The sequence below is a fragment of the Citrobacter sp. R56 genome (genome assembly GCF_016811995.1).
GTDB classification, from domain to species: Bacteria; Pseudomonadota; Gammaproteobacteria; order Enterobacterales; family Enterobacteriaceae; genus Citrobacter_D; species Citrobacter_D enshiensis.
Genome location: NZ_CP069159.1, coordinates 542,031 through 561,959, shown reverse-complemented (window position 1 = coordinate 561,959; position 19,929 = coordinate 542,031). Strand labels below are relative to the sequence as shown.

Below are 19,929 nucleotides of genomic sequence, written 5' to 3'. Positions count from 1 at the left end.
AGACTCGCAAAAGTGGTATAACAAATGTAGCCTGCCGTATCATGCCTGGAGCGCATATGGAAATCACCGAACCACGACGTTTGTATCAACAATTAGCTGCTGACCTTAAAGAGCGTATCGAAAAAGGCGCTTATCTCGTGGGCGAAAAACTGCCTGCAGAACGTTTTATTGCCGATGAAAAGAATGTCAGCCGCACTGTGGTTCGCGAAGCCATCATCATGCTGGAAGTTGAAGGCTATGTAGAAGTGCGTAAAGGTTCTGGTATTCACGTCGTTTCGAACCAGCCAAAGCAATATGTTACGCCAGATGAAAACCTTGAGTTCGCCAGCTATGGTCCGTTTGAACTGCTCCAGGCTCGACAACTCATCGAAAGTAATATTGCCGAATTTGCTGCCACCCAGGTGACCAAACAAGACATCATGAAATTGATGCAAATTCAGGAGAATGCGCGTAACGAAAAATGTTTCCGCGACTCCGAGTGGGATCTCCAGTTTCATGTTCAGGTCGCACTGGCCACACAAAATACCGCACTGGCCGCTATCGTTGAGAAAATGTGGACTCAGCGCGTGCATAACCCCTACTGGAAGAAACTTCACGATCACATCGATCTCCGCACTGTGGATAACTGGTGCGACGACCATGATCAGATCCTGAAAGCGCTGATTCGCAAAGATCCCCACGCGGCCAAACTGGCGATGTGGCAGCATCTTGAGAATACAAAACAGATGTTATTCAATGAAACCAGCGACGATTTTGAGTTCAACGCCGACCGTTATCTTTTTGCGGAAAATCCCGTGGTTCATCTCGATACTGCGGCCAACGGCGCAAAATAAACACTCTGACTTCGGCAGGCGCGGCAATGCGCCTGTCTGCGGTATTCAGTAAGCGGAAGGTATAAAGTGTCAGCCTGTGTAAATCCTCTCGCCACCCTCCTTTGCGATAAGCAAAATCAGCGTGTATCGACGGCAATTTCTATAACGGACTACGTTGACCTTTGTTACACTTAGATGTTTTTTAAATTATGTGTGTTAGTGCTTGCTTACTTCATAACTTAACAATGAATTGTGCAAGCCCGTGACTTTGCACCCTACAGCGACCCATACAAAAAACGAAGAATGTCGCAATGTTGCAAACTCCAGAAAACCGGCATGACGATAACCGATTCTCCAGGAATACTGAATGGAACTTTTTACCCAATTGCTGCATGCCCTCTGGGCGCAGGACTTTGAAACACTGGCCAACCCTTCGATGATTGGCATGCTTTATTTAGTCTTGTTTATGATTTTGTTCCTGGAAAACGGGTTGCTTCCTGCTGCCTTTTTGCCTGGCGACAGCCTGTTGGTTTTGGTCGGCGTACTCATTGCAAAAGGCGCCATGGGATTCCCACAAACGATTCTGTTACTCACCACCGCCGCCAGCTTAGGCTGCTGGGTCAGCTATATACAGGGTCGATGGTTAGGCAACACCCGAATCGTACAGAACTGGCTGTCTCATTTACCGGCGCACTATCACCAACGCGCGCACCACCTTTTCCACAAGCATGGCTTATCGGCATTATTGGTCGGCCGCTTTATTGCCTTTGTGCGTACATTACTGCCCACCATCGCCGGTTTGTCCGGCCTCAATAATGCACGTTTTCAGTTCTTCAACTGGATGAGCGGCTTATTGTGGGTGCTGATACTGACCACCCTGGGCTACATGCTGGGCAAAACGCCCGTCTTCCTGAAGTACGAAGATCAGTTGATGTCGTGCTTGATGTTACTTCCCGTGGTCCTGCTGGTATTTGGGCTGGGAGGTTCGCTGGTCGTGGTGTGGAAAAAGAAATACGGTAATCGAGGGTAAGTGATGCTGAAACCACGCCTGACGCTTCGACAACTGGGCTGGACAACCTCATTTTTGGTGCTGCTGACCGTACTGATTCTGGTGTGGTCAGCGATTCGTCAACAAGAGTCGACGCTGGCTATCCGCGCAATTACTCAGGGTGCCAGCATGCCGGATGGTTTTTCAATTTGGCATCATCTGGATGCCAATGGTATTCGTTTCAAAAGCATCACCCCGCATAACGACACCTTACTGATCACATTCGACTCTCACGCGCAAAGCGCGGCCGCCCGGGCGGTGTTAGTCAGAACGTTGCCCCGTGGCTACATCATTGCCCAACAAGATGGCCAAAACTCAGCGGTGCAGTGGATTTCCCGTTTACGAGATACCCCGCTTCGCTTCGGATAATTTCAAACAATCCGAATCATATCACTCACTTTGGTGATTTCGCTGTTTACTGGCTATGATTAAGTTAGCGGGTACATTACCCGCCGCTTTGTTATTTGGATCATCGCGCCCGAAAAATGGGTACGAGTCACAATGGAAGGTTCAAGAATGAAATACCGCATTGCTTTAGCTATTACCCTTTTCACGCTCAGTGCAGGCAGCTACGCCAACACCCTCTGTCAGGAAAAAGAGCAGGATATTCAGCGGGAAATCAGCTATGCCGAGAAGCACAACAACCAGAACCGCATCAACGGTTTGAATAAAGCACTCAGTGAAGTCAGAGCAAACTGTAGCGACAGTCAGTTGCGTGCTGACCATGAGAAAAAAATCTCAGAACAGAAAAAAGAGATCTCTGAGCGTCAGCGTGACTTAGCAGAGGCGAAACAAAAAGGCGATGCGGATAAGATTGCAAAACGCGAACATAAGCTTGCGGAAGCTCAGGAAGACCTGAAAAAACTGGAAGCTCGCGACTACTGATTTATCTGTAACAATCACTACTCACTCACCTGGAGAAAACTATGTCGAATGATAACACTACGGAACATCTGCGCGCTGAGTTGAAATCCCTGGCCGATACGCTTGAAGAGGTGCTCAGTTCCTCTGGCGATAAGTCAAAAGAAGAGCTGAGTAAGATTCGTAGCAAAGCCGAGCGCGCGCTGAAAGAAAGCCGCCATCGTCTGGGAGAAACCGGAGACGCGATTGCAAAACAGACCCGTGAAGCTGCGGCCCGCGCCGATGACTATGTGCGTGAAAATCCGTGGACGGGCGTCGGCATCGGCGCTGCAGTAGGTGTCGTGCTGGGCGTACTGCTGACGCGTCGTTAATGATGGCGGATTCCCATCAAACACCAGGACCGGGTAAAAGCGTTCTGGGGATTGGCCAGCGAATTGTCACTATTCTCGTTGAGATGGTGGAGACCCGTTTGCGACTGGCTGTTGTTGAGCTGGAAGAAGAAAAAGCAAATCTCATCCAGCTTTTGCTGATGCTGGGTCTCACCATGCTGTTTGCCGCTTTCGGTCTGATGAGCCTGATGATTCTGATCATCTGGGCCGTTGATCCTCAGTATCGCCTCAATGTCATGATCGCCACGACAGTGGTGCTGCTGGTGATGGCATTGATCGGCGGAATCTGGACGTTACGCAAGGCGCGTCGCTCTACCTTGTTGCGCCACACACGACGCGAACTGGCGAACGACAGACAAATCCTTGAGGATGATCCCCGATGAGCAGCAAAGTCGAACGCCAAAAGCGTAAGGCCATCCTGCTTAGTCAGATCCAGCAGCAAAGGTTAGATCTGTCTGTCTGTCGCCGGGACTGGCTTGAAACCACCCGTACGTACGATCGCGGCTGGAACACGCTGCTCAATCTACGCTCATGGGCGCTAGTGGGCAGCAGCGTGATGGCCATCTGGACACTTCGTCACCCCAACAGGCTGGTGCGTTGGACGAAACGAGGATTCGGCCTCTGGAGCGCCTGGCGTTTGGTTAAGTCGACGCTACGGCAGCAGCATTTACGCGATTAACCTTGCCACACCTCAAGCCTGATAACGCTTCGCTTATCAGGCTACACACCCTTTCTTCTGCGCATCACTCAAATTTTTTGAAAAATACTGACAGTTTTCCTTGCTAACAATTGTCATTAGCCACGTTTATGATTCCCTCCATCGACAGCAACGACGCGCTTTACCGCGTAATAGCATAAAAAAACATAATCAGCAGCCTGAGTGGTTTCCTGGAGAGTAAAATGAAAAAATTAGAAGATGTTGGTGTACTGGTAGCGCGCATTCTGATGCCAATCCTGTTTATTACCGCAGGATGGGGAAAAATCAGCGGATATGCGGGTACCCAACAATATATGGAAGCGATGGGCGTCCCTGGCTTTATGTTGCCGCTGGTGATTTTGCTTGAGTTTGGCGGCGGTCTGGCAATCCTGTTTGGTTTCCTGACCCGTACCACTGCGCTGTTCACTGCGGGCTTTACACTGTTAACGGCATTCCTGTTCCACAGCAACTTTGCCGAAGGCGTAAACTCGCTGATGTTCATGAAAAACCTGACCATCTCTGGCGGCTTCCTGCTGCTGGCTATCACGGGTCCGGGCGCATTCAGCATCGACCGTGTGCTGAATAAAAAGTGGTAAGCGCACTATAATTAAGAATCAAAAAACGAGGAGGTTTACTCCTCGTTTTTACTATCCGCAGGAGAGAGAAAATGGGACAACTGATTGACGGCGTCTGGCATGATGTCTGGTATGACACCAAATCTACCGGAGGGAAATTTCAACGTTCCGTATCAGCTTTCCGCCACTGGCTCACTGCGGATGGCGCACCGGGTCCATCTGGCAACGGGGGTTTTGCCGCGGAAAAAGACCGCTATCATCTGTACGTCTCTCTTGCCTGCCCCTGGGCGCACCGCACACTGATTTTACGTAAACTCAAAGGCCTGGAACCGTTCATCTCGGTGTCGGTCGTCAATCCGCTGATGCTGGAAAACGGCTGGACGTTCGACGATGATTTTCCCGCGGCGACGGGCGATACGCTCTATCAGCATGAATTTCTCTACCAACTCTACCTGCACGCCGACCCGCATTACAGCGGTCGCGTCACCGTGCCGGTGCTGTGGGATAAAAAGAATCACACCATCGTCAGTAACGAATCGGCGGAAATCATCCGTATGTTCAACACGGCGTTTGACGCGCTGGGCGCGAAAGCGGGCGATTACTACCCTCCGGAACTGCGCACTGAAATAGACGAACTGAACAGCTGGATTTATGACAATGTGAACAACGGTGTCTATAAAGCCGGTTTTGCCACCAGCCAACAGGCTTATGATGACGCCGTGACCCACGTCTTTGACTCGCTGGCGCGCCTGGAGCAGATTCTGGGGCAGCATCGCTATCTGACCGGCGATCGGTTAACGGAAGCAGACATCCGGCTGTGGACGACATTAGTGCGCTTCGACCCGGTGTACGTGACACATTTCAAGTGCGACAAGCACCGTATCAGCGACTACCTGAATCTGTATGGCTTTTTGCGCGATATTTATCAAATTCCGGGCATCGCGGAAACGGTCAATTTCGACCATATTCGTCACCACTATTTCCGCAGTCACAAAACCATCAACCCAACCGGCATTATTTCTGTCGGCCCGTGGCAGGATCTTAACGAGCCTCACGGACGCGATCTCCGTTTTCGCTAGTTTACAGGGCACCCTTCAGGGTGCTTTGTTTATTCACACCTCAAATATTTACCACTTTCCCATTCGCGGCTATTCTTGGTTTGATTACTTTAAAAACAAGTGATTGACCACGATTGAGGAAAAAATGGACTGGTATTTAAAAGTATTAAAGAACTACATCGGTTTTGGCGGTCGTGCGCGCCGCAAAGAGTACTGGATGTTTGTTCTGGTCAACGGCATCTTTACAGTGGTACTGGCGGTACTGGACAAGATGTTTGGCTGGGAGGGCACTGCGGGAGAAGGCATGCTGACCAGCATTTATGGGGTTCTGATCTTTTTACCCGGCTTAGCGGTACTGTTTCGCCGTCTGCATGACACAGACCGCACAGCATGGTGGCTATTGATATTACTCATCCCCATCATAGGCTGGCTGGTCATTTTTATCTTTACCTGCCAGAGCGGCGTGTCGGGCGAAAACCGTTTCGGAGCGGATCCGAAGCTTAACGCCTGATGTCATCTTCGCACCTCTCGTCAGAGGTGCGTTTCACTTTTACTTTCCGGCAAACAGCTTGGGGATCTCCCGCAGACACCAGGACTTCGCTTCTCCCATGCTGTCACGTCGCCACGCCATGATGATATCGATCTCGCTGGTCGATTCCGGGCTGACAACACGTAGCCGCCCTTCGGCGATATCCTGCTCCACCAGCGGATACGGCATCGTTGCGACACCAAGTCCGGCCAATAGCGCCTGACGCTTATCCTCGATGGTGCTCACCGTCAGACGAGGCTGTTTATCCAGAAGCTGAACGGTTAACACCGGACGCTCACGGGCAGTATCCGCCACCGCAATCCCACGGTATTTGACGCGAGTGACTTCCGATAAAGGTTCAGGCTCCTGATGGATCGGATGGTCAGGTGCCGCCACGTAGACGTTCATCAGGGTGTACAGCTTGCGGGAGTTAATTTCTGACGAGGAACGAAAATGCATATCCGGCGCGATGACAATATCGGCACGCCCCTGCTCCAGACGTTCCCATGCACCCGCCAGCACTTCGGTGATCACCGAAAGCTGGGTATTCGCTTTACCGGCCAGCCTGTCGATAAGCGGGAAGAAAGCCGACGTCGGCACCAGAGCTTCAGTCACCAACGTCAGATGCGTTTCCCAGCCACGCGCCAGCGCTTCCGCATCCGTCGTGAGCTTGTCAGCCGCTTCCAGCAGTACCCGCCCGCGCTCCAGCAACATACGCCCGACATTAGTGAACTTCGTCCGGTGGCCCGAGCGGTCAAACAGCACCACATCCAGCTCTTCTTCCAGTTTTTGCATGGTGTAGCTGAGCGCAGACGGCACGCGCCCCAGCTCATCCGCCGCGGCGGCAAAGCTGCCACGCCTGTCAATCGCATCCATTACACGTAGCGCTTCCAGCGTTAATGCCCTTTCTTTGGCCATAGCGTTCTCATTCAGGAAATTTGAACATACCGGGCAGAATATCTGGCTAACAATGCAGCGTCCAGCCCCTTAACATAAAAGGAAGTAAAGAGAGGTCAAGAATTATGATTACTACCCGAACAGCCAAACAATGCGGCCAGGCAGATTATGGATGGTTGCAGGCCCGTTATACCTTTTCTTTTGGACACTACTTTGACCCCAAACTGTTGGGATACGCCTCGCTGCGCGTCCTGAACCAGGAAGTCCTGGCGCCTGGCGCCTCTTTCCAGCCGCGCGCCTATCCGAAGGTGGATATTTTAAACCTGATTCTGGAAGGCGAAGCTGAGTATCGCGACAGCGAAGGAAACCATGTCCAGGCGAAAGCGGGAGAGGCATTACTGCTCGCCACCCAGCCGGGAATCAGCTACAGCGAACACAATCTCAGCAAAGAAAAGCCGCTGACCCGGATGCAGCTGTGGCTGGACGCCTGTCCTGAAAGGGAAAATGCGCTGGTACAAAAAACCGCGCTAACAATGGGTAAACAGCAACTGATCGCGTCCCCGGACGGCGCTCAGGAAAGTCTGCAACTGCGCCAACAGGTGTGGGTGCATCACATCATGCTCAATCAGGGTGAATCCGTGAATTTTCAACTGTATGGCCCACGCGCCTACCTGCAATCGATTCACGGTACGTTCCATGCGGTGACCCATAACGAAGAAAAAGAAGCGCTAACCTGCGGTGACGGCGCATTTATTCGTGATGAAGCTAACATAACGTTAGTGGCCGATACGCCATTGCGCGCATTGCTGATAGATTTGCCTATATAGTCTGGAAAAACAAGGGAGTATGACTATGAGCAAAAAGTCGGCTAAACAGCGTCAATCCGTATCAAAAAAAAGCGTGCAGGAAACCGTGAGCAAACCTGCTCCGTTTGGTTATGAAGAGATGTTGACCGAGCTGGAAGCGATTGTCGCGGATGCCGAAATCCGGCTGGCGGAAGAAGACGCCGCCTGACAACCCGATAAGCGCAACGCCATCGGGGAGTCAGACGGTAAATTGCCGGATAGTGACGCCAACGCATCTTATCCGGCCTGGCGATTAATGTGCCTTACTGGCCATAATCTCAATGATCTGCTTGTCCGTTTGCTGCATGGAACGAGACGCCAGCGCGCACAGGTTCGAGATAGACTGTTCGACGTTATGCGCCACAATCCCCTCATTACCGGTCACCGCCGTATCATCCAGTGCCATTAACACCGCTTTCCATGCCGACGATGCGCTGGTGGACACTTTCATTGCGCAGCTGTTCGACGCACCGTCGCAAATCATCCCACTGACGTCGCCGATCATACTGCCGATTGCCATCGCAATGGTGTTGTAACGCCCGTCAATCAGCCACGCCATTCCCGCGGCAGCGCCCATCGCCGCCGTGGTCGCCGCACACAGGGCGGACAAACGCGGCAACTGGTAATGAATGTAAATCGCGCTCAGGTGTGACAACATCAACGCACGTGCGAGACGTTCCTCATCGGCACCGAAATGCTCCGCAACCACCATGACCGGCACCGTCGCGGTAATCCCCTGATTACCCGAGCCAGAGTTACTCATTGCAGGTAACGTTGCGCCCCCCATCCGCGCATCTGACGCCGCACTGGTGCGGATCAGAATGGCGGTGGACAGATCGTTTGCCAGCAGACCCCGTGCACACTGTTTCTCCATCGTCGCCCCGATATGCAACCCCCAGGCGCCACGCAGGCCTTCCTGAGACAGCGCGCCGTTGAGCTTCGCGGCGTCGAGAATAAAACGGATCGATTCGAACGGAACCGCGTTCACAAAGGCTAAAATCTCCTCCAGCGACGTCTCTGCAAGTACGTCCAGCGGCGATGCCTGCTCTTCATGCTGACGGCATTCATCCTGCGTAAACACCACACCCTTGTTTGTTTCAACACGCACAATGTTGGTATGACCGCCGACAATCGTCACGCATGCCCATCCTGACGCGCTATAAACTTTAGCGCGTGAGAACAGGATATCTTCGCAAGGCTCCTGCAACATCACCGAAACCTTGCCAGCCGCCAGCAGGTTTTTCGCCTCTGCAATCGTCTCAGCAGACGCATCTTTCAGGACTTCCAGACCCGCATGAGCATCGCCCCCCAGCGCACCCAGCGCTGCCGCGACGGGCAACCCGACCATCCCCGTGCCCGGTACGGTAACTCCCATGCCGTTTTTCATCAGGTTTGGCGAGACCCACGCATCAATGCGTTCGACCGGGCCTTCAAGCTCAGAGACCGCAACGGCCGCCGCCAGGGCCAGTGAAATCGGTTCAGTACATCCCAGCGCCGGTTTGACTTCTTCCTGCACCGCCAGGATAAAACGCTGCCATAATGGATTTGCTGTAGTCTCAAACATAACAATGACCTTAAAATTTCATCAATATCAAGAAAATGCCAGGAACGGAGAAACGCACAGCAACAGGCCAGTGAAGATAATCAGATATAACGACGCGCCTTTGTATTTGTGCAGTGCAGGAACTTTGTAGACCAGCCACGCCGGGATCAAACATCCCACCATGCCGAAGATTGGGCTACAAATTGAGGTAAAGCTGAGGACGGGCGCATTCAACACAATTGCGCTCCAGGCCAGTAAGATGGCGAACAGCATAATGCCGCGCTGGACGAGGGTTTCGTTGATCTTCTCGGCAGGCATTTTACGGCGCAGCAGGTTCATCACAATCCCTTGCGTGGCTTCACGAAAGCCCAGATAAACCCCGAAGAACGCCGTCATCACTGCAAAGATGTTCAGAATGACGCTGACCACTTTGACCCATCCAGCCCCTTCGCCACTGATAAACTGTGCGGCAATCGCAAGGGCGGAAATATTTTGCTCATACGCTTTCACCGCTTCATCGTGGCCCATCGCCAGAGTGAAAGAGACTGCATAGAAGAAGACCGTGACAAACAGGATCCCGAACGCAATATTCATGGCGCGCAGCGCTTTATGACGCGCCACCTCGATGGATTTTGCACGTGAACGGTAAGAGATAACCATCGGGCTTAAGGTTTGGATAAACAGAATTGAGGTCAGCGTAAAGGGCAACGTGATGATTGCGTTTTTTACCAACAGCGCCATCGGCGGCAGCGCGCCAATGTTATACAGACGCCACATCCCGACCATAGAAACCCCTAACGCCGCCACCACTAACAGCTTGGTCAGCACCATGCCGGTAGAGATTTTAAACAGGAGCTTTTCACCACGTGATGAGATGGCCACCAGAGCACAAATCAGCACCAGGCCATAGAACGGGCTGTCAGAGAGTAAACCTTCAGTGACGCCGAACGTGTGCAGGTATGACGCGCTGTCATTGGTTATGGCGGTGGAGTACACAAACATCCAGATAACCAACATCACAAAGTAAAGCGCGCCTAACAAGATCCCCCAGTTTTTACCCAGATAGCCACTGATGACGCTGGGGTAGTCTTTGCATTCAGGGGATTCCGCCAGGGTGTTAATAAACAAACGCTGAAACAGGTACATCGCCGGGTAGCCTATAATGGAGGAGAGCAAAAAGACCCACAGCCCCATTAATCCCACCTGGACAGGGAGAAAAACAATCCCCGCGCCAATCGCCATGCCGATACTCATAATGACCCAGCCAGTGTCCATGCTGTCGAATTTAATCGCTTCACGCCACTCACTTTCACTCATTCCAGCCCGGCGCGCCGGGGCCGATGCGTCGAGTATGACGCTGTTATTCGTTGCCGTTTCCATAAGGTTCTCGCTTAATGTTCAGGTAGAGGTATTTATTATTTTTTTCGTGCCGCATCAAGGCGATACGCGGTACGTTTTCTGCAGGCGAGCTTTTGTAATGAAGAAATCATACGCGCAGGGTCAGAGAAAAACTTCACAATAAAGACCTTACAATTTCTAAAAGTTAAGAAATATTTTCTATTTAAAATGCATTAAGTGAGTGCATTTTCTCTATTTGAAGGGGATCACAACATGAATTTGAGGGAGATCACAACATAAAAAAAGGCGCACCAGGATGCGCCTAAAGGGGGAAGAGAAGAAGGGGGTTCTGTCAGGTACAAACGACTTTAATTGCTAGACCGCCACGTGAGGTTTCACGGTATTTATCGTTCATATCTTTACCGGTCTCATACATCGTCTCGATGACTTTATCGAGAGAAACCCGTGGTTCAGATGTCCGGCGCAACGCCATGCGCGCCGCATTCACCGCTTTTACAGCATTAATCGCGTTACGTTCAATGCACGGAATTTGTACCTGTCCGGCTACCGGATCACAGGTTAATCCCAGGTTGTGTTCCATCGCGATTTCCGCCGCAATACAGACCTGCGCCGGGCTACCGCCCAGCAATTCCGTAAGCCCTGCCGCCGCCATCGAACAGGCGACGCCAATCTCGCCCTGACAGCCGACTTCCGCCCCGGAGATGGAAGCATTCATCTTGTACAATGCGCCGATGGCGCCAGCCGCCAGTAAATAACGGGCAATTGAGTTTGCATTCACCGGACGGCGGAACTTGTCATAATAGGCCAGTACGGCAGGGATAATGCCACACGCCCCGTTCGTAGGCGCGGTCACGACCCGTCCTCCCGCCGCGTTCTCTTCACTCACGGCTAAGGCGAACATGTTGATCCAGTCGATGACATTCATCGGATCGCTCGACAGGCTGTCGCTGGAGACCAGTAACCGACGCAGCGCGACCGCACGACGCGGCACATTAAGCGGCCCAGGCAACACGCCTTCGGTGTTCATGCCACGTTCTATCCCTGCATGCATCACCTCCCAGATACGCGCAAATCCCGCATCCACTTCGTCTTTACTGCGCATCGCCAGCTCATTTTGCATCATCAAGCCGGAGACGGAGAGTCCATTTCTTTCACACAGTTTCAGGAGTTCGCTGGCGGAGTGAAAGCCATAAGGAACCGACGTTTCAACGTCATGCGCCTGACCAAAACGCTCCTCTTCGACGATAAAGCCACCGCCAACGGAGTAATAGGTTTTGCTTAACAGTTTTTCCTGCCCGTTCCACGCAGTGATGCGCATCCCATTCTCATGGCGCGGGAGCGTTTCTTCATGGAAAAGAATACTGTCTGCGACGGGAAAATCGACCACGTGAGCGCCGTCCGCCACGAGCAGGCGTCCGGTACGGGTCGCTTCCTGAATAAACGCAGGAATACCATCAATATCAACATCCTGTGGACTATTTCCAGCCAGTCCCATCATGATGGCGATATCGGTCGCATGCCCTTTTCCGGTCAGCGATAACGATCCATACAGATCGACCACCATACGCGTCGTCTGCAGCAGCGTTCCAGAATGGGTCAGTTGATCAATAAAACATTTTCCAGCATTCATTGGCCCTACGGTATGCGAGCTGGAAGGTCCAATGCCAATCTTAAAAATTTCGAATGCGCTAATCATATCCACACCCTCGGATTGCCGTTCAGTGAAGACCAGGTTTCACACTCATTATTGGGATCGGGGCGATCCTGACGATCGCCCCGCAGAGGATGACTTACGCGCTGCGTACCGCGATGGCTTCAATCTCCAGTTTCACGTCCTTCGGCAGACGGGCAACCTGAACGCAGCTGCGCGCGGGATAGATAGCCTGGTGTTCGTCAAAGAACTGCTGGTAAACCTGATTGATGGTGGCAAAGTCATTCATATCGGTAATGAAGACGGTTGTTTTCACGATGCTGCCCACCTCTAACCCGGCTGCAACCACGATTGCCTTCACGTTCTCAAGGCTCTGACGCGCCTGATCGGCAACATTTTCTGCGACCGCGCCCGTTTGTGGGCAAACCGGGATCTGACCCGACGTCAGTACCATACTACCTAAATCGACGCCCTGTACGTAGGGGCCGATGGCCCCCGGTGCACGTTGGGTCTCAATACTCTTTCTCATATCGCCTCCGGCGTTAAATCGCCTGGGTGAAAGTACGCGAAATGACATCCTGTTGCTGCTCGCGGGTCAGCGCATTGAAGCGCACAGCGTAACCGGAGACACGGATTGTCAGGTTTGGATAGTTTTCCGGGTGCTCAATGGCATCCAGCAGCATTTCACGGTTCATCACGTTCACGTTCAGGTGCTGTCCACCTTCAACGTGCGCTTCATGATGGAAGTAACCGTCCAACAGGCCGACCAGGTTGGTTTTGCGCACGCCGTCATCTTTACCCAGCGCCGCTGGCACAATGGAGAAGGTGTACGAAATACCGTCTTTGGCGTAGGTGAACGGCAGTTTTGCTACCGATGTCAGCGACGCTACAGCCCCTTTACGGTCACGGCCATGCATCGGGTTAGCCCCTGGCGCGAACGGCGTACCGGCGCGACGACCATCCGGGGTGTTCCCGGTTTTCTGGCCATACACCACGTTAGAGGTAATGGTCAGGATGGACTGCGTCGGCACTGCGTTACGGTAGGTTGGCAACACTTTAATTTTCTTCATAAAGCGTTCAACCAGATCGCAGGCAATGCTGTCCACACGTTCGTCGTTATTCCCGTACTGCGGGTAGTCGCCTTCAATTTCAAAGTCGACAGCCAGTCCGTTTTCATCACGAATCGGTTTCACTCGTGCATATTTGATTGCAGAGAGGGAATCCGCTGCAACGGACAGGCCCGCCATTCCGCACGCCATCGTCCGATAAACATCGCGATCGTGCAGTGCCATCAGTGACGCTTCGTAGCTGTACTTGTCATGCATGTAGTGGATGATGTTCAGGGCGCTGATGTACTGCACCGCCAGCCAGTCCATAAAGTGGTCCAGGCTCTCCATCACCGTGTCGTATTCCAGCACGTCATCCATCAATGGCGCCGTTTTCGGCCCAACCTGGATTTTCAGCTTCTCATCAACACCGCCGTTGATTGCGTACAGCAGGGTTTTCGCGAGGTTGGCACGCGCACCAAAGAACTGCATTTGCTTGCCGATTACCATCGGGCTCACGCAGCAGGCAATGGCATAATCGTCGCTGTCGAAGTCAGCACGCATCAGATCGTCGTTTTCATACTGCAACGATGAGGTGACGATAGAGACTTGCGCAGCATACTTTTTAAACGCAATCGGCAGCGCTTCTGACCACAACACGGTCAGGTTTGGTTCTGGCGCTGGCCCCATGGTGTGCAGCGTATGCAGGTAACGGTAGGAGTTTTTGGTCACCAGGGTGCGACCATCCAGCCCCATCCCGCCGATCACTTCGGTCGCCCAGATAGGGTCGCCGGAGAACAGGGTGTCGAATTCCGGCGTACGCAGGAAGCGCACCATACGGATCTTCATGATGAAGTGGTCGATCAGTTCCTGTGCCTGCTGCTCCGTCAGGACGCCGGCTTTAAAGTCGCGTTCGATGTAGATATCAAGGAACGACGCGGTACGGCCCAGTGACATTGCACCGCCGTTCTGCGATTTCACCGCAGCCAGATAGGCGAAGTAAACCCACTGTACGGCTTCCTGCGCATTACGCGCTGGACGGGAAATATCGCAACCGTATTTCGCGGCCATTTCCTGCATCTGCAGCAGTGCGCGACGGTGTTCAGACAGCTCTTCACGCAGGCGAATGGTCGCCTCAAGATTCTGCCCCCACTCCAGATTCGACTGGAGATCGGCAAATTGCTGTTCACGCTCACGCACCAGATAGCGGATACCGTACAGCGCGACGCGGCGGTAATCGCCAATAATACGACCACGACCATAGCCGTCTGGCAGACCGGTTAATACGCCGGACTTACGGCAGCGCAGCATATCCGGAGAGTAGGCGTCGAACACGCCCTGGTTATGGGTTTTACGCAGTTCAGTATATTGGTACTCAAAATCGGCATCCATCTCACGACCATAAGCATCAAACGAGCTTTTGATCATATTGATGCCGCCAAATGGGTGCAGGGCACGCTTCAGCGGTTTATCCGTTTGCAGACCGACGATCTTTTCCAGCTCTTGTTCAATATATCCCGCATCATGCGCGGTGATCGTTGTCGCTATATTGGTATCGAAATCAACCGGGGCATGGGTTGAGTTTTCAATACGAATTCCCGCCATGACTTTTTCCCACAATGCTGTGGTTGCCGGGGTCGCTTCTGCAAGGAAAGATTCATCCCCTTCATATGGCGTATAGTTGTGCTGAATAAAATCACGGACATTAATTTCTTCTTTCCAGTCCGTACCTTTAAAACCAAGCCAGGCGTCGGCATACAGCATATCGCTGGTATCGATATTTACCTTCATGAAAAATAATCTCTCTACAGAACAACAAATAAGTTATGCAAATTCCACGGGGGCGTTAACTTTGCCTAAATGAATAGCATCAAGTGCAATCATTTTTTCTTCATTCGTTGGAATGACGGCGCAAATAACACGGGCCTCTTTGCCTGAGATAATTCTTTCGCCATGGGAATTAGGCAGACTGTTCATATCGCTGTCTACACTCACGCCCAGTACGGCCAGATGTTCAATCACCAGGCGGCGAATTAACACGGAGTTCTCACCGATACCGCCAGTGAAAATAATGCCGTCCAGACGATGTAACGACGCAGCGTGGCCAGCAATATGGCGTGCAATGCGATGCACAAACGTTTTGATCGCCAGCTGTGCGCGTTCATGGCCTTCGTTCCAGGCTTTTTCCAGCACGCGTAAATCAGAAGACAGACCCGAAATGCCCAGTAAGCCGGACTCTTTGTTGACCACTCGCTCAAGGTCGCTCAGCGTCTGGTTGGTTTCGCTGGCTACCCACGCCATGGCGCCAAAGTCCACGTCGCCGCTGCGCGTGCCCATCATCAGCCCTTCCAGCGGCGTCATCCCCATTGAGGTATCGACGCTCTGTCCGTTACGGACCGCGCAGATTGACGCGCCATTGCCGAGATGAGCAATCACCAGGCCGGAATCCTGCTCCTGAAGTTCGAGGAGATCGTACGCACGTTGTGAAACGTAGCGATGCGATGTGCCATGAAATCCATATCGGCGCACACCCAGCTCTTCATAATATTTCCACGGTAAACCGTACAGGTAAGCTTCAGGTGCCAGCGTTTGATGGAAGCTGGTATCAAAAACGGCCACCTGCTGAACACCAGGGAACAGCTGCTTTGCCGATTCAATTCCGCTTAAATTCGCGTAATTGTGTAATGGTGCTAAAGGAGAAACCCGGCGAATATTTTCAATAACCTCATCAGTGATAATGGCCGACTCAGTAAAGATATTTCCGCCGTGGGCGATACGGTGGCCAATTAAGGCCACGCTATCGATTAAATTACGTTTTTCCAGCTCAACGGCTATCGCCTGGAATGCACCTTCGTAGCTGTGGTGAGCCAGCTGCGCTGGCTCTCCCCCATTCACGACCAAAAAAGCATTTTCAGAATTAATTCCGTCCGCAATACCCGCCATCAAAACATCACAATGGGTTGCATCCAACACTGAAAACTTAATTGAAGATGATCCACAGTTAATAACCAAAACTACCGGGAATTCATTCATTTCACTACTCATCCTGCGTTTAAGGATTAAAACAGTTTGTACACGATGTTCAGAATGGTCAGCAGACCAATGACGGTAACAAACACGTTATCCAGACGACCACGGTACTTCGCCAGAGACGGCGCTTTACGGATGGCGTACATCGGCAGCAGGCAGAGCAGCGATGCAATAATCGGCGCACCCATGGCTTCAATCAGGTCCAGAATGTTCGGGTTGGCGTATGCCACAACCCAGGTGGAACCCATGATGAAGATCATGCTGATGGTGTTAAGTTTGCCGGAGGAAACTTTGGTTTTATCGCCTTTATAACCAAACTTCAGTACCAGACCGTTCAGACCTTCCAGGGTGCCCAGATAGTGGCCGAAGAAAGATTTGAAGATGGCAACCAGTGCGATAATAGAAGCACCATACTCCAGAACCGTCGCGAAAGTCGATTTCGTGCCGGACAGTGAAGCAAAGTGGTTTGCCAGGTAAGAAAGCACCGGAATGTTCTGCGCTTTGGCTTCCGCCATGTTTGCCGGAGAGAGCGTGAACAGGCAGCTGAACGCGAAGAACATCACCACGGCAACCATCAACATACTGGCGCGGGAGATGATCTTGGAACATTTCTGCTCAGTGAACTCACGACCAAAGTCTTTCTCATACTCTTCGCGTTTAGAGACCACGAAAGAAGAGACAATCGGCGAGAAGTTGAAAGAGAACACCATGATGGAAATACCCAGCCATACGGTAACCAGGATACCGTCATGCCCGGTCAACGCGATATTACTGAGATCCACCTGATCGATAACCGCTGAGTTCCAGTAAGGGATCAACGACATGGAGATCAGCACCAGGCTGGCAATGAACGGCCATACCAGGTAGCTCATCACTTTAACCATCAGATCTTTACCGAACCAGATGACGAATGCCATCAGCAGCAGCAGGAACAGTGCCACGAAGCCACGGTTAAGCGCTGGCATCTGCAACTGGTTTTCCCAGAAAGTCATAAAGGTGTTGGTGATGGTGACACCATAAATCCACAGCAGTGGACAAATCGCAAAGAAGTAGAGGAACGTGATAACCACGCCACCTGTTTTACCAAAATGCTCTTCAACCGTTTCTGTAATGTTCCCGGATGGATTAGAACCGGAAAGACACAGGCGTGCCAGTGCGCGGTGGCAATAGAACGCGATGGGGTATGCTAACACCAGCATCAACAAAATGGGGATCAGTCCGCCAAAACCTGCGCGGATAGGGAAGAACAATACCCCTGCGCCGATGGCTGTACCAAATAAACCCAGTGTCCAGGTGGTGTCCGATTTGCGCCAGGACGACTGTTTTGTCTGGCTGGATACAATGCTATCAGTAGTACTCATATCCTATCCTCAACGAAATATTAAGCGTCAACTAAACCAGTAATTTGAGATACACGAGAAAGATCGATATTACCGCCAGAAATAATGCAGACTGTTTTTCTGTTCTGGATATAGCTATCTAATTTCCCGCTTAATAATGCTGCACAAGCCAGAGCACCAGCGCCTTCGGTGACAACTTTATTACGCTGTATTAACGCAATCATACTGCTGCGAATTTCGTCCTCGCTGACCAGTACGATGTCGTCAACTAATTCACGAACAATTTCATAGGTCAAATTACCCGGGCGAGAGACATCACAACCATCCGCCAGGGTGCCGGTCGTTCGATGCGTGGTTATTTCACCGGCATGGTAAGATGCCGCCATACCGTGTACGTTTTCAGACTGTACGCCGATAATTTTAATGGTCGGGTTGATGGATTTAATTGCAATCGCAATACCTGCAATTAAGCCGCCGCCGCCGATTGGCACAATTACGTTATCGACATCATATAAATCTTCCATGATTTCCAGGCCAATTGTACCCTGACCGGCAATCACTTTCGGATCATCATAAGGTGGAATAAAAATACGCCCTTCGGTTTCAACAATTTCACTGACTTTGGCAATCGTGTCGTTGAAGTTGTCGCCGTGCAGGATCACTTCTGCAGAATAGTCACAGGTGGCTGCGACTTTAGACTTCGGCGCGCCCTTAGGCATGACAACCTTGCCGTCAATACCGAGCATGGCACAGGAGAGAGAAACCCCTTGCGCGTGGTTACCCGCTGAACAGGCCACGACACCTTTGCGTCTTTCAGCTTCCGTTAAAGAGCTGAGTTTATTAAATGCGCCACGGATTTTAAATGAGCCGGTACGTTGCATATTTTCAAACTTCAGGAATATTTCACCTTTGCAACGTTCACTCAAATAGTTGGAGCGAGGCATCCCCGTTTTATAGATTTTGCCCGCAAGTCTTTTTTTCGCTTCGATGACATCTTCAATAGCAACCGGGAGATCGTATGTAATGTGCATGAAAACCTCTTACCTGGGTATTAAACTAATATGAATAGCTGTTACCACTGTCTGATATTTAGACATATGGCGTCAATTGCGTATTAAAACTAAATTCAGTTAATTTCGATTAATTGCTTTCGTCTGCAACCATTATATGATGAATATTCTTTGGCTAATTCAACCAAAACCGATGCTGCCTTTTTAATTCGATAATTCTTAGACCATACCGCGGCATAACGCGCAACCGGTAAAGTCTCCTCAACTGGAATAGTAATAAACTGATTTGAACCAAAAGGTGTGGTCATATCGCAAGGAATGACTGTCAGAAAATCAGCATTGAGAACAAGATTATAAATGGTGACAACAGAATCTGTTTTAACGATGTTTTCACTGTTGATGCCATTTCTTTGTAACGTGGTGAGGAGTTCGCTGTAGTAGCCCATATTCGTTTGTGGCAACACCCACTGTTCGTTCTTTAACGATTCCAGCGTAGTGATGCCGGTGCATGTTCGGGACTTGCTGGCAACTAACACAAACTCGGATTCAAAGAGCGGCTCCACATGCAGATCTTGCAGTTTCATCTCATCGCTCAGCGTACCGATAGCGAAATCCAGTCGGCCATCACGAATCGCAGGTAGAAAAGAGGAAAGCTGCGCTTCGTACATCGAAACCTGCGCTTTCGGAAACACCTCTTTAAACTTGTGAATCATGTCTGACATGAACGTAAAGCCAATTAGCGAAGGAAAACCAAACGAGACGTCGACGACCGTATTGCAGGTCATGCTGTTCATCTCACTCACCATTTTTTTCATTTCGCGGGTGATTGTTTCGGACCAGGATAACAATACCTGACCCGCACTCGTCAACGTCACACCCGTATTTTTACGAACAACTAACTCAACACCAAAATAGGCTTCGACATCACTAACAATTTTGCTTACCGCTGGCTGAGTTAATCCTAATTCTTTTGCAGCCGAGCCGATAGAACCGCTTCTAATGACTTCCTGAAAGACCACTAAGTGCTGTGTTTTAGGGAGAAGAATAGTATTCATATCGGCCTACACTAATTACTTTATTGACGGCAGGAAGTGTACCAAATAAAAGTTATGTGGTTATGTGCGACCACTCACAAATTACCTTACCTTACATTTGCCAGACCTATGATTTTCAAAATAAACACTTATAAATCATAGTCATATGCATTTCTCCAGAGACTTTTGATGGGCTTTTATCAAG

At 51.1% G+C, this 19,929-nt stretch carries 22 protein-coding genes; 12 read left to right on the top strand and 10 right to left on the bottom strand.

What is annotated here, in order from left to right; translation table 11 throughout:
- Positions 1–56: 56 nt before the first annotated feature.
- The 10 genes from exuR (at position 57) to JM656_RS02685 (ending at position 5,951) form a co-directional block, all read left to right on the top strand.
- Entirely contained in the window at positions 57–833 is a 777-nt protein-coding gene (gene exuR, locus JM656_RS02730) for a transcriptional regulator ExuR (protein ID WP_203359900.1), read from the top strand.
- A gap of 346 nt (positions 834–1,179) precedes the next feature.
- On the top strand, positions 1,180–1,842 hold the full coding sequence (gene yqjA, locus JM656_RS02725) for a DedA family general envelope maintenance protein YqjA (protein ID WP_203359899.1): 663 nt from the start codon (positions 1,180–1,182) through the stop codon (positions 1,840–1,842).
- Positions 1,843–1,845: 3 nt separating this feature from the next.
- Positions 1,846–2,229, top strand: a complete 384-nt coding sequence (gene mzrA / locus JM656_RS02720; protein ID WP_203359898.1) for an EnvZ/OmpR regulon moderator MzrA — start codon at positions 1,846–1,848, stop codon at positions 2,227–2,229.
- A gap of 147 nt (positions 2,230–2,376) precedes the next feature.
- The gene (locus tag JM656_RS02715) at positions 2,377–2,745 is read left to right on the top strand and encodes a DUF1090 domain-containing protein (RefSeq protein WP_203359897.1); all 369 of its coding nucleotides are present in this window, start codon (positions 2,377–2,379) and stop codon (positions 2,743–2,745) included.
- 41 nt (positions 2,746–2,786) lie between these two features.
- A complete protein-coding gene (locus JM656_RS02710) occupies positions 2,787–3,092 on the top strand; it encodes a YqjD family protein (RefSeq protein WP_162379426.1) in 306 nt (101 codons plus the stop codon).
- A gap of 2 nt (positions 3,093–3,094) precedes the next feature.
- A complete protein-coding gene (locus JM656_RS02705) occupies positions 3,095–3,493 on the top strand; it encodes a phage holin family protein (RefSeq protein ID WP_203361199.1) in 399 nt (132 codons plus the stop codon).
- Positions 3,490–3,789, top strand: coding sequence for a YqjK-like family protein (locus tag JM656_RS02700; protein ID WP_203359896.1), 300 nt, complete (start codon positions 3,490–3,492; stop codon positions 3,787–3,789). The genes JM656_RS02705 and JM656_RS02700 overlap by 4 nt, the downstream gene beginning before the upstream one ends.
- Positions 3,790–4,010: 221 nt before the next feature.
- Positions 4,011–4,403, top strand: coding sequence for a DoxX family protein (locus JM656_RS02695; protein ID WP_193568566.1), 393 nt, complete (start codon positions 4,011–4,013; stop codon positions 4,401–4,403).
- Positions 4,404–4,474: 71 nt separating this feature from the next.
- Complete coding sequence (locus JM656_RS02690) at positions 4,475–5,461, top strand: glutathione S-transferase family protein (protein WP_203359895.1); 987 nt, start codon at positions 4,475–4,477, stop codon at positions 5,459–5,461.
- Positions 5,462–5,585: 124 nt separating this feature from the next.
- The gene (locus JM656_RS02685; RefSeq protein ID WP_203359894.1) at positions 5,586–5,951 is read left to right on the top strand and encodes a DUF805 domain-containing protein; all 366 of its coding nucleotides are present in this window, start codon (positions 5,586–5,588) and stop codon (positions 5,949–5,951) included.
- A gap of 39 nt (positions 5,952–5,990) precedes the next feature.
- Here the strand turns inward: JM656_RS02685 and yhaJ are convergent, their stop codons facing one another.
- The gene (gene yhaJ / locus JM656_RS02680; RefSeq protein ID WP_192613565.1) at positions 5,991–6,887 is read right to left on the bottom strand and encodes a DNA-binding transcriptional regulator YhaJ; all 897 of its coding nucleotides are present in this window, start codon (positions 6,885–6,887) and stop codon (positions 5,991–5,993) included.
- Between the two features lie 104 nt (positions 6,888–6,991).
- Here yhaJ and JM656_RS02675 point away from each other — a divergent pair, with 104 nt between their 5' ends.
- Positions 6,992–7,693, top strand: coding sequence for a pirin family protein (locus JM656_RS02675; RefSeq protein ID WP_203359893.1), 702 nt, complete (start codon positions 6,992–6,994; stop codon positions 7,691–7,693).
- Between the two features lie 25 nt (positions 7,694–7,718).
- A complete protein-coding gene (locus JM656_RS02670; protein ID WP_203359892.1) occupies positions 7,719–7,880 on the top strand; it encodes a hypothetical protein in 162 nt (53 codons plus the stop codon).
- Positions 7,881–7,964: 84 nt separating this feature from the next.
- On the opposite strand, the gene JM656_RS02665 is transcribed toward JM656_RS02670, so the two are convergent.
- The 9 genes from JM656_RS02665 to tdcA form a co-directional block, all read right to left on the bottom strand.
- Positions 7,965–9,275 (bottom strand): serine dehydratase subunit alpha family protein, encoded by a 1,311-nt coding sequence (locus JM656_RS02665; RefSeq protein ID WP_203359891.1) that lies wholly within the window; start codon positions 9,273–9,275, stop codon positions 7,965–7,967.
- A gap of 27 nt (positions 9,276–9,302) precedes the next feature.
- Complete coding sequence (locus JM656_RS02660) at positions 9,303–10,634, bottom strand: amino acid permease (protein ID WP_203359890.1); 1,332 nt, start codon at positions 10,632–10,634, stop codon at positions 9,303–9,305.
- 310 nt (positions 10,635–10,944) lie between these two features.
- Entirely contained in the window at positions 10,945–12,309 is a 1,365-nt protein-coding gene (gene tdcG / locus JM656_RS02655; protein WP_203359889.1) for an L-serine ammonia-lyase, read from the bottom strand.
- A 94-nt stretch (positions 12,310–12,403) separates the two neighbouring features.
- Positions 12,404–12,793: an enamine/imine deaminase gene (locus JM656_RS02650; RefSeq protein ID WP_162379416.1), complete on the bottom strand. Its 390-nt coding sequence runs from the start codon at positions 12,791–12,793 to the stop codon at positions 12,404–12,406.
- Positions 12,794–12,806: 13 nt separating this feature from the next.
- Complete coding sequence (gene pflB / locus JM656_RS02645; protein WP_203359888.1) at positions 12,807–15,101, bottom strand: formate C-acetyltransferase; 2,295 nt, start codon at positions 15,099–15,101, stop codon at positions 12,807–12,809.
- 33 nt (positions 15,102–15,134) lie between these two features.
- Positions 15,135–16,343: a propionate kinase gene (gene tdcD / locus JM656_RS02640; RefSeq protein ID WP_203359887.1), complete on the bottom strand. Its 1,209-nt coding sequence runs from the start codon at positions 16,341–16,343 to the stop codon at positions 15,135–15,137.
- A 26-nt stretch (positions 16,344–16,369) separates the two neighbouring features.
- Positions 16,370–17,701, bottom strand: a complete 1,332-nt coding sequence (gene tdcC / locus JM656_RS02635; protein WP_203359886.1) for a threonine/serine transporter TdcC — start codon at positions 17,699–17,701, stop codon at positions 16,370–16,372.
- Between the two features lie 20 nt (positions 17,702–17,721).
- The gene (tdcB, locus tag JM656_RS02630) at positions 17,722–18,711 is read right to left on the bottom strand and encodes a bifunctional threonine ammonia-lyase/L-serine ammonia-lyase TdcB (protein ID WP_203359885.1); all 990 of its coding nucleotides are present in this window, start codon (positions 18,709–18,711) and stop codon (positions 17,722–17,724) included.
- Between the two features lie 95 nt (positions 18,712–18,806).
- A complete protein-coding gene (tdcA, locus tag JM656_RS02625; RefSeq protein ID WP_203359884.1) occupies positions 18,807–19,745 on the bottom strand; it encodes a transcriptional regulator TdcA in 939 nt (312 codons plus the stop codon).
- Between the last annotated feature and the right edge of the window lie 184 nt (positions 19,746–19,929).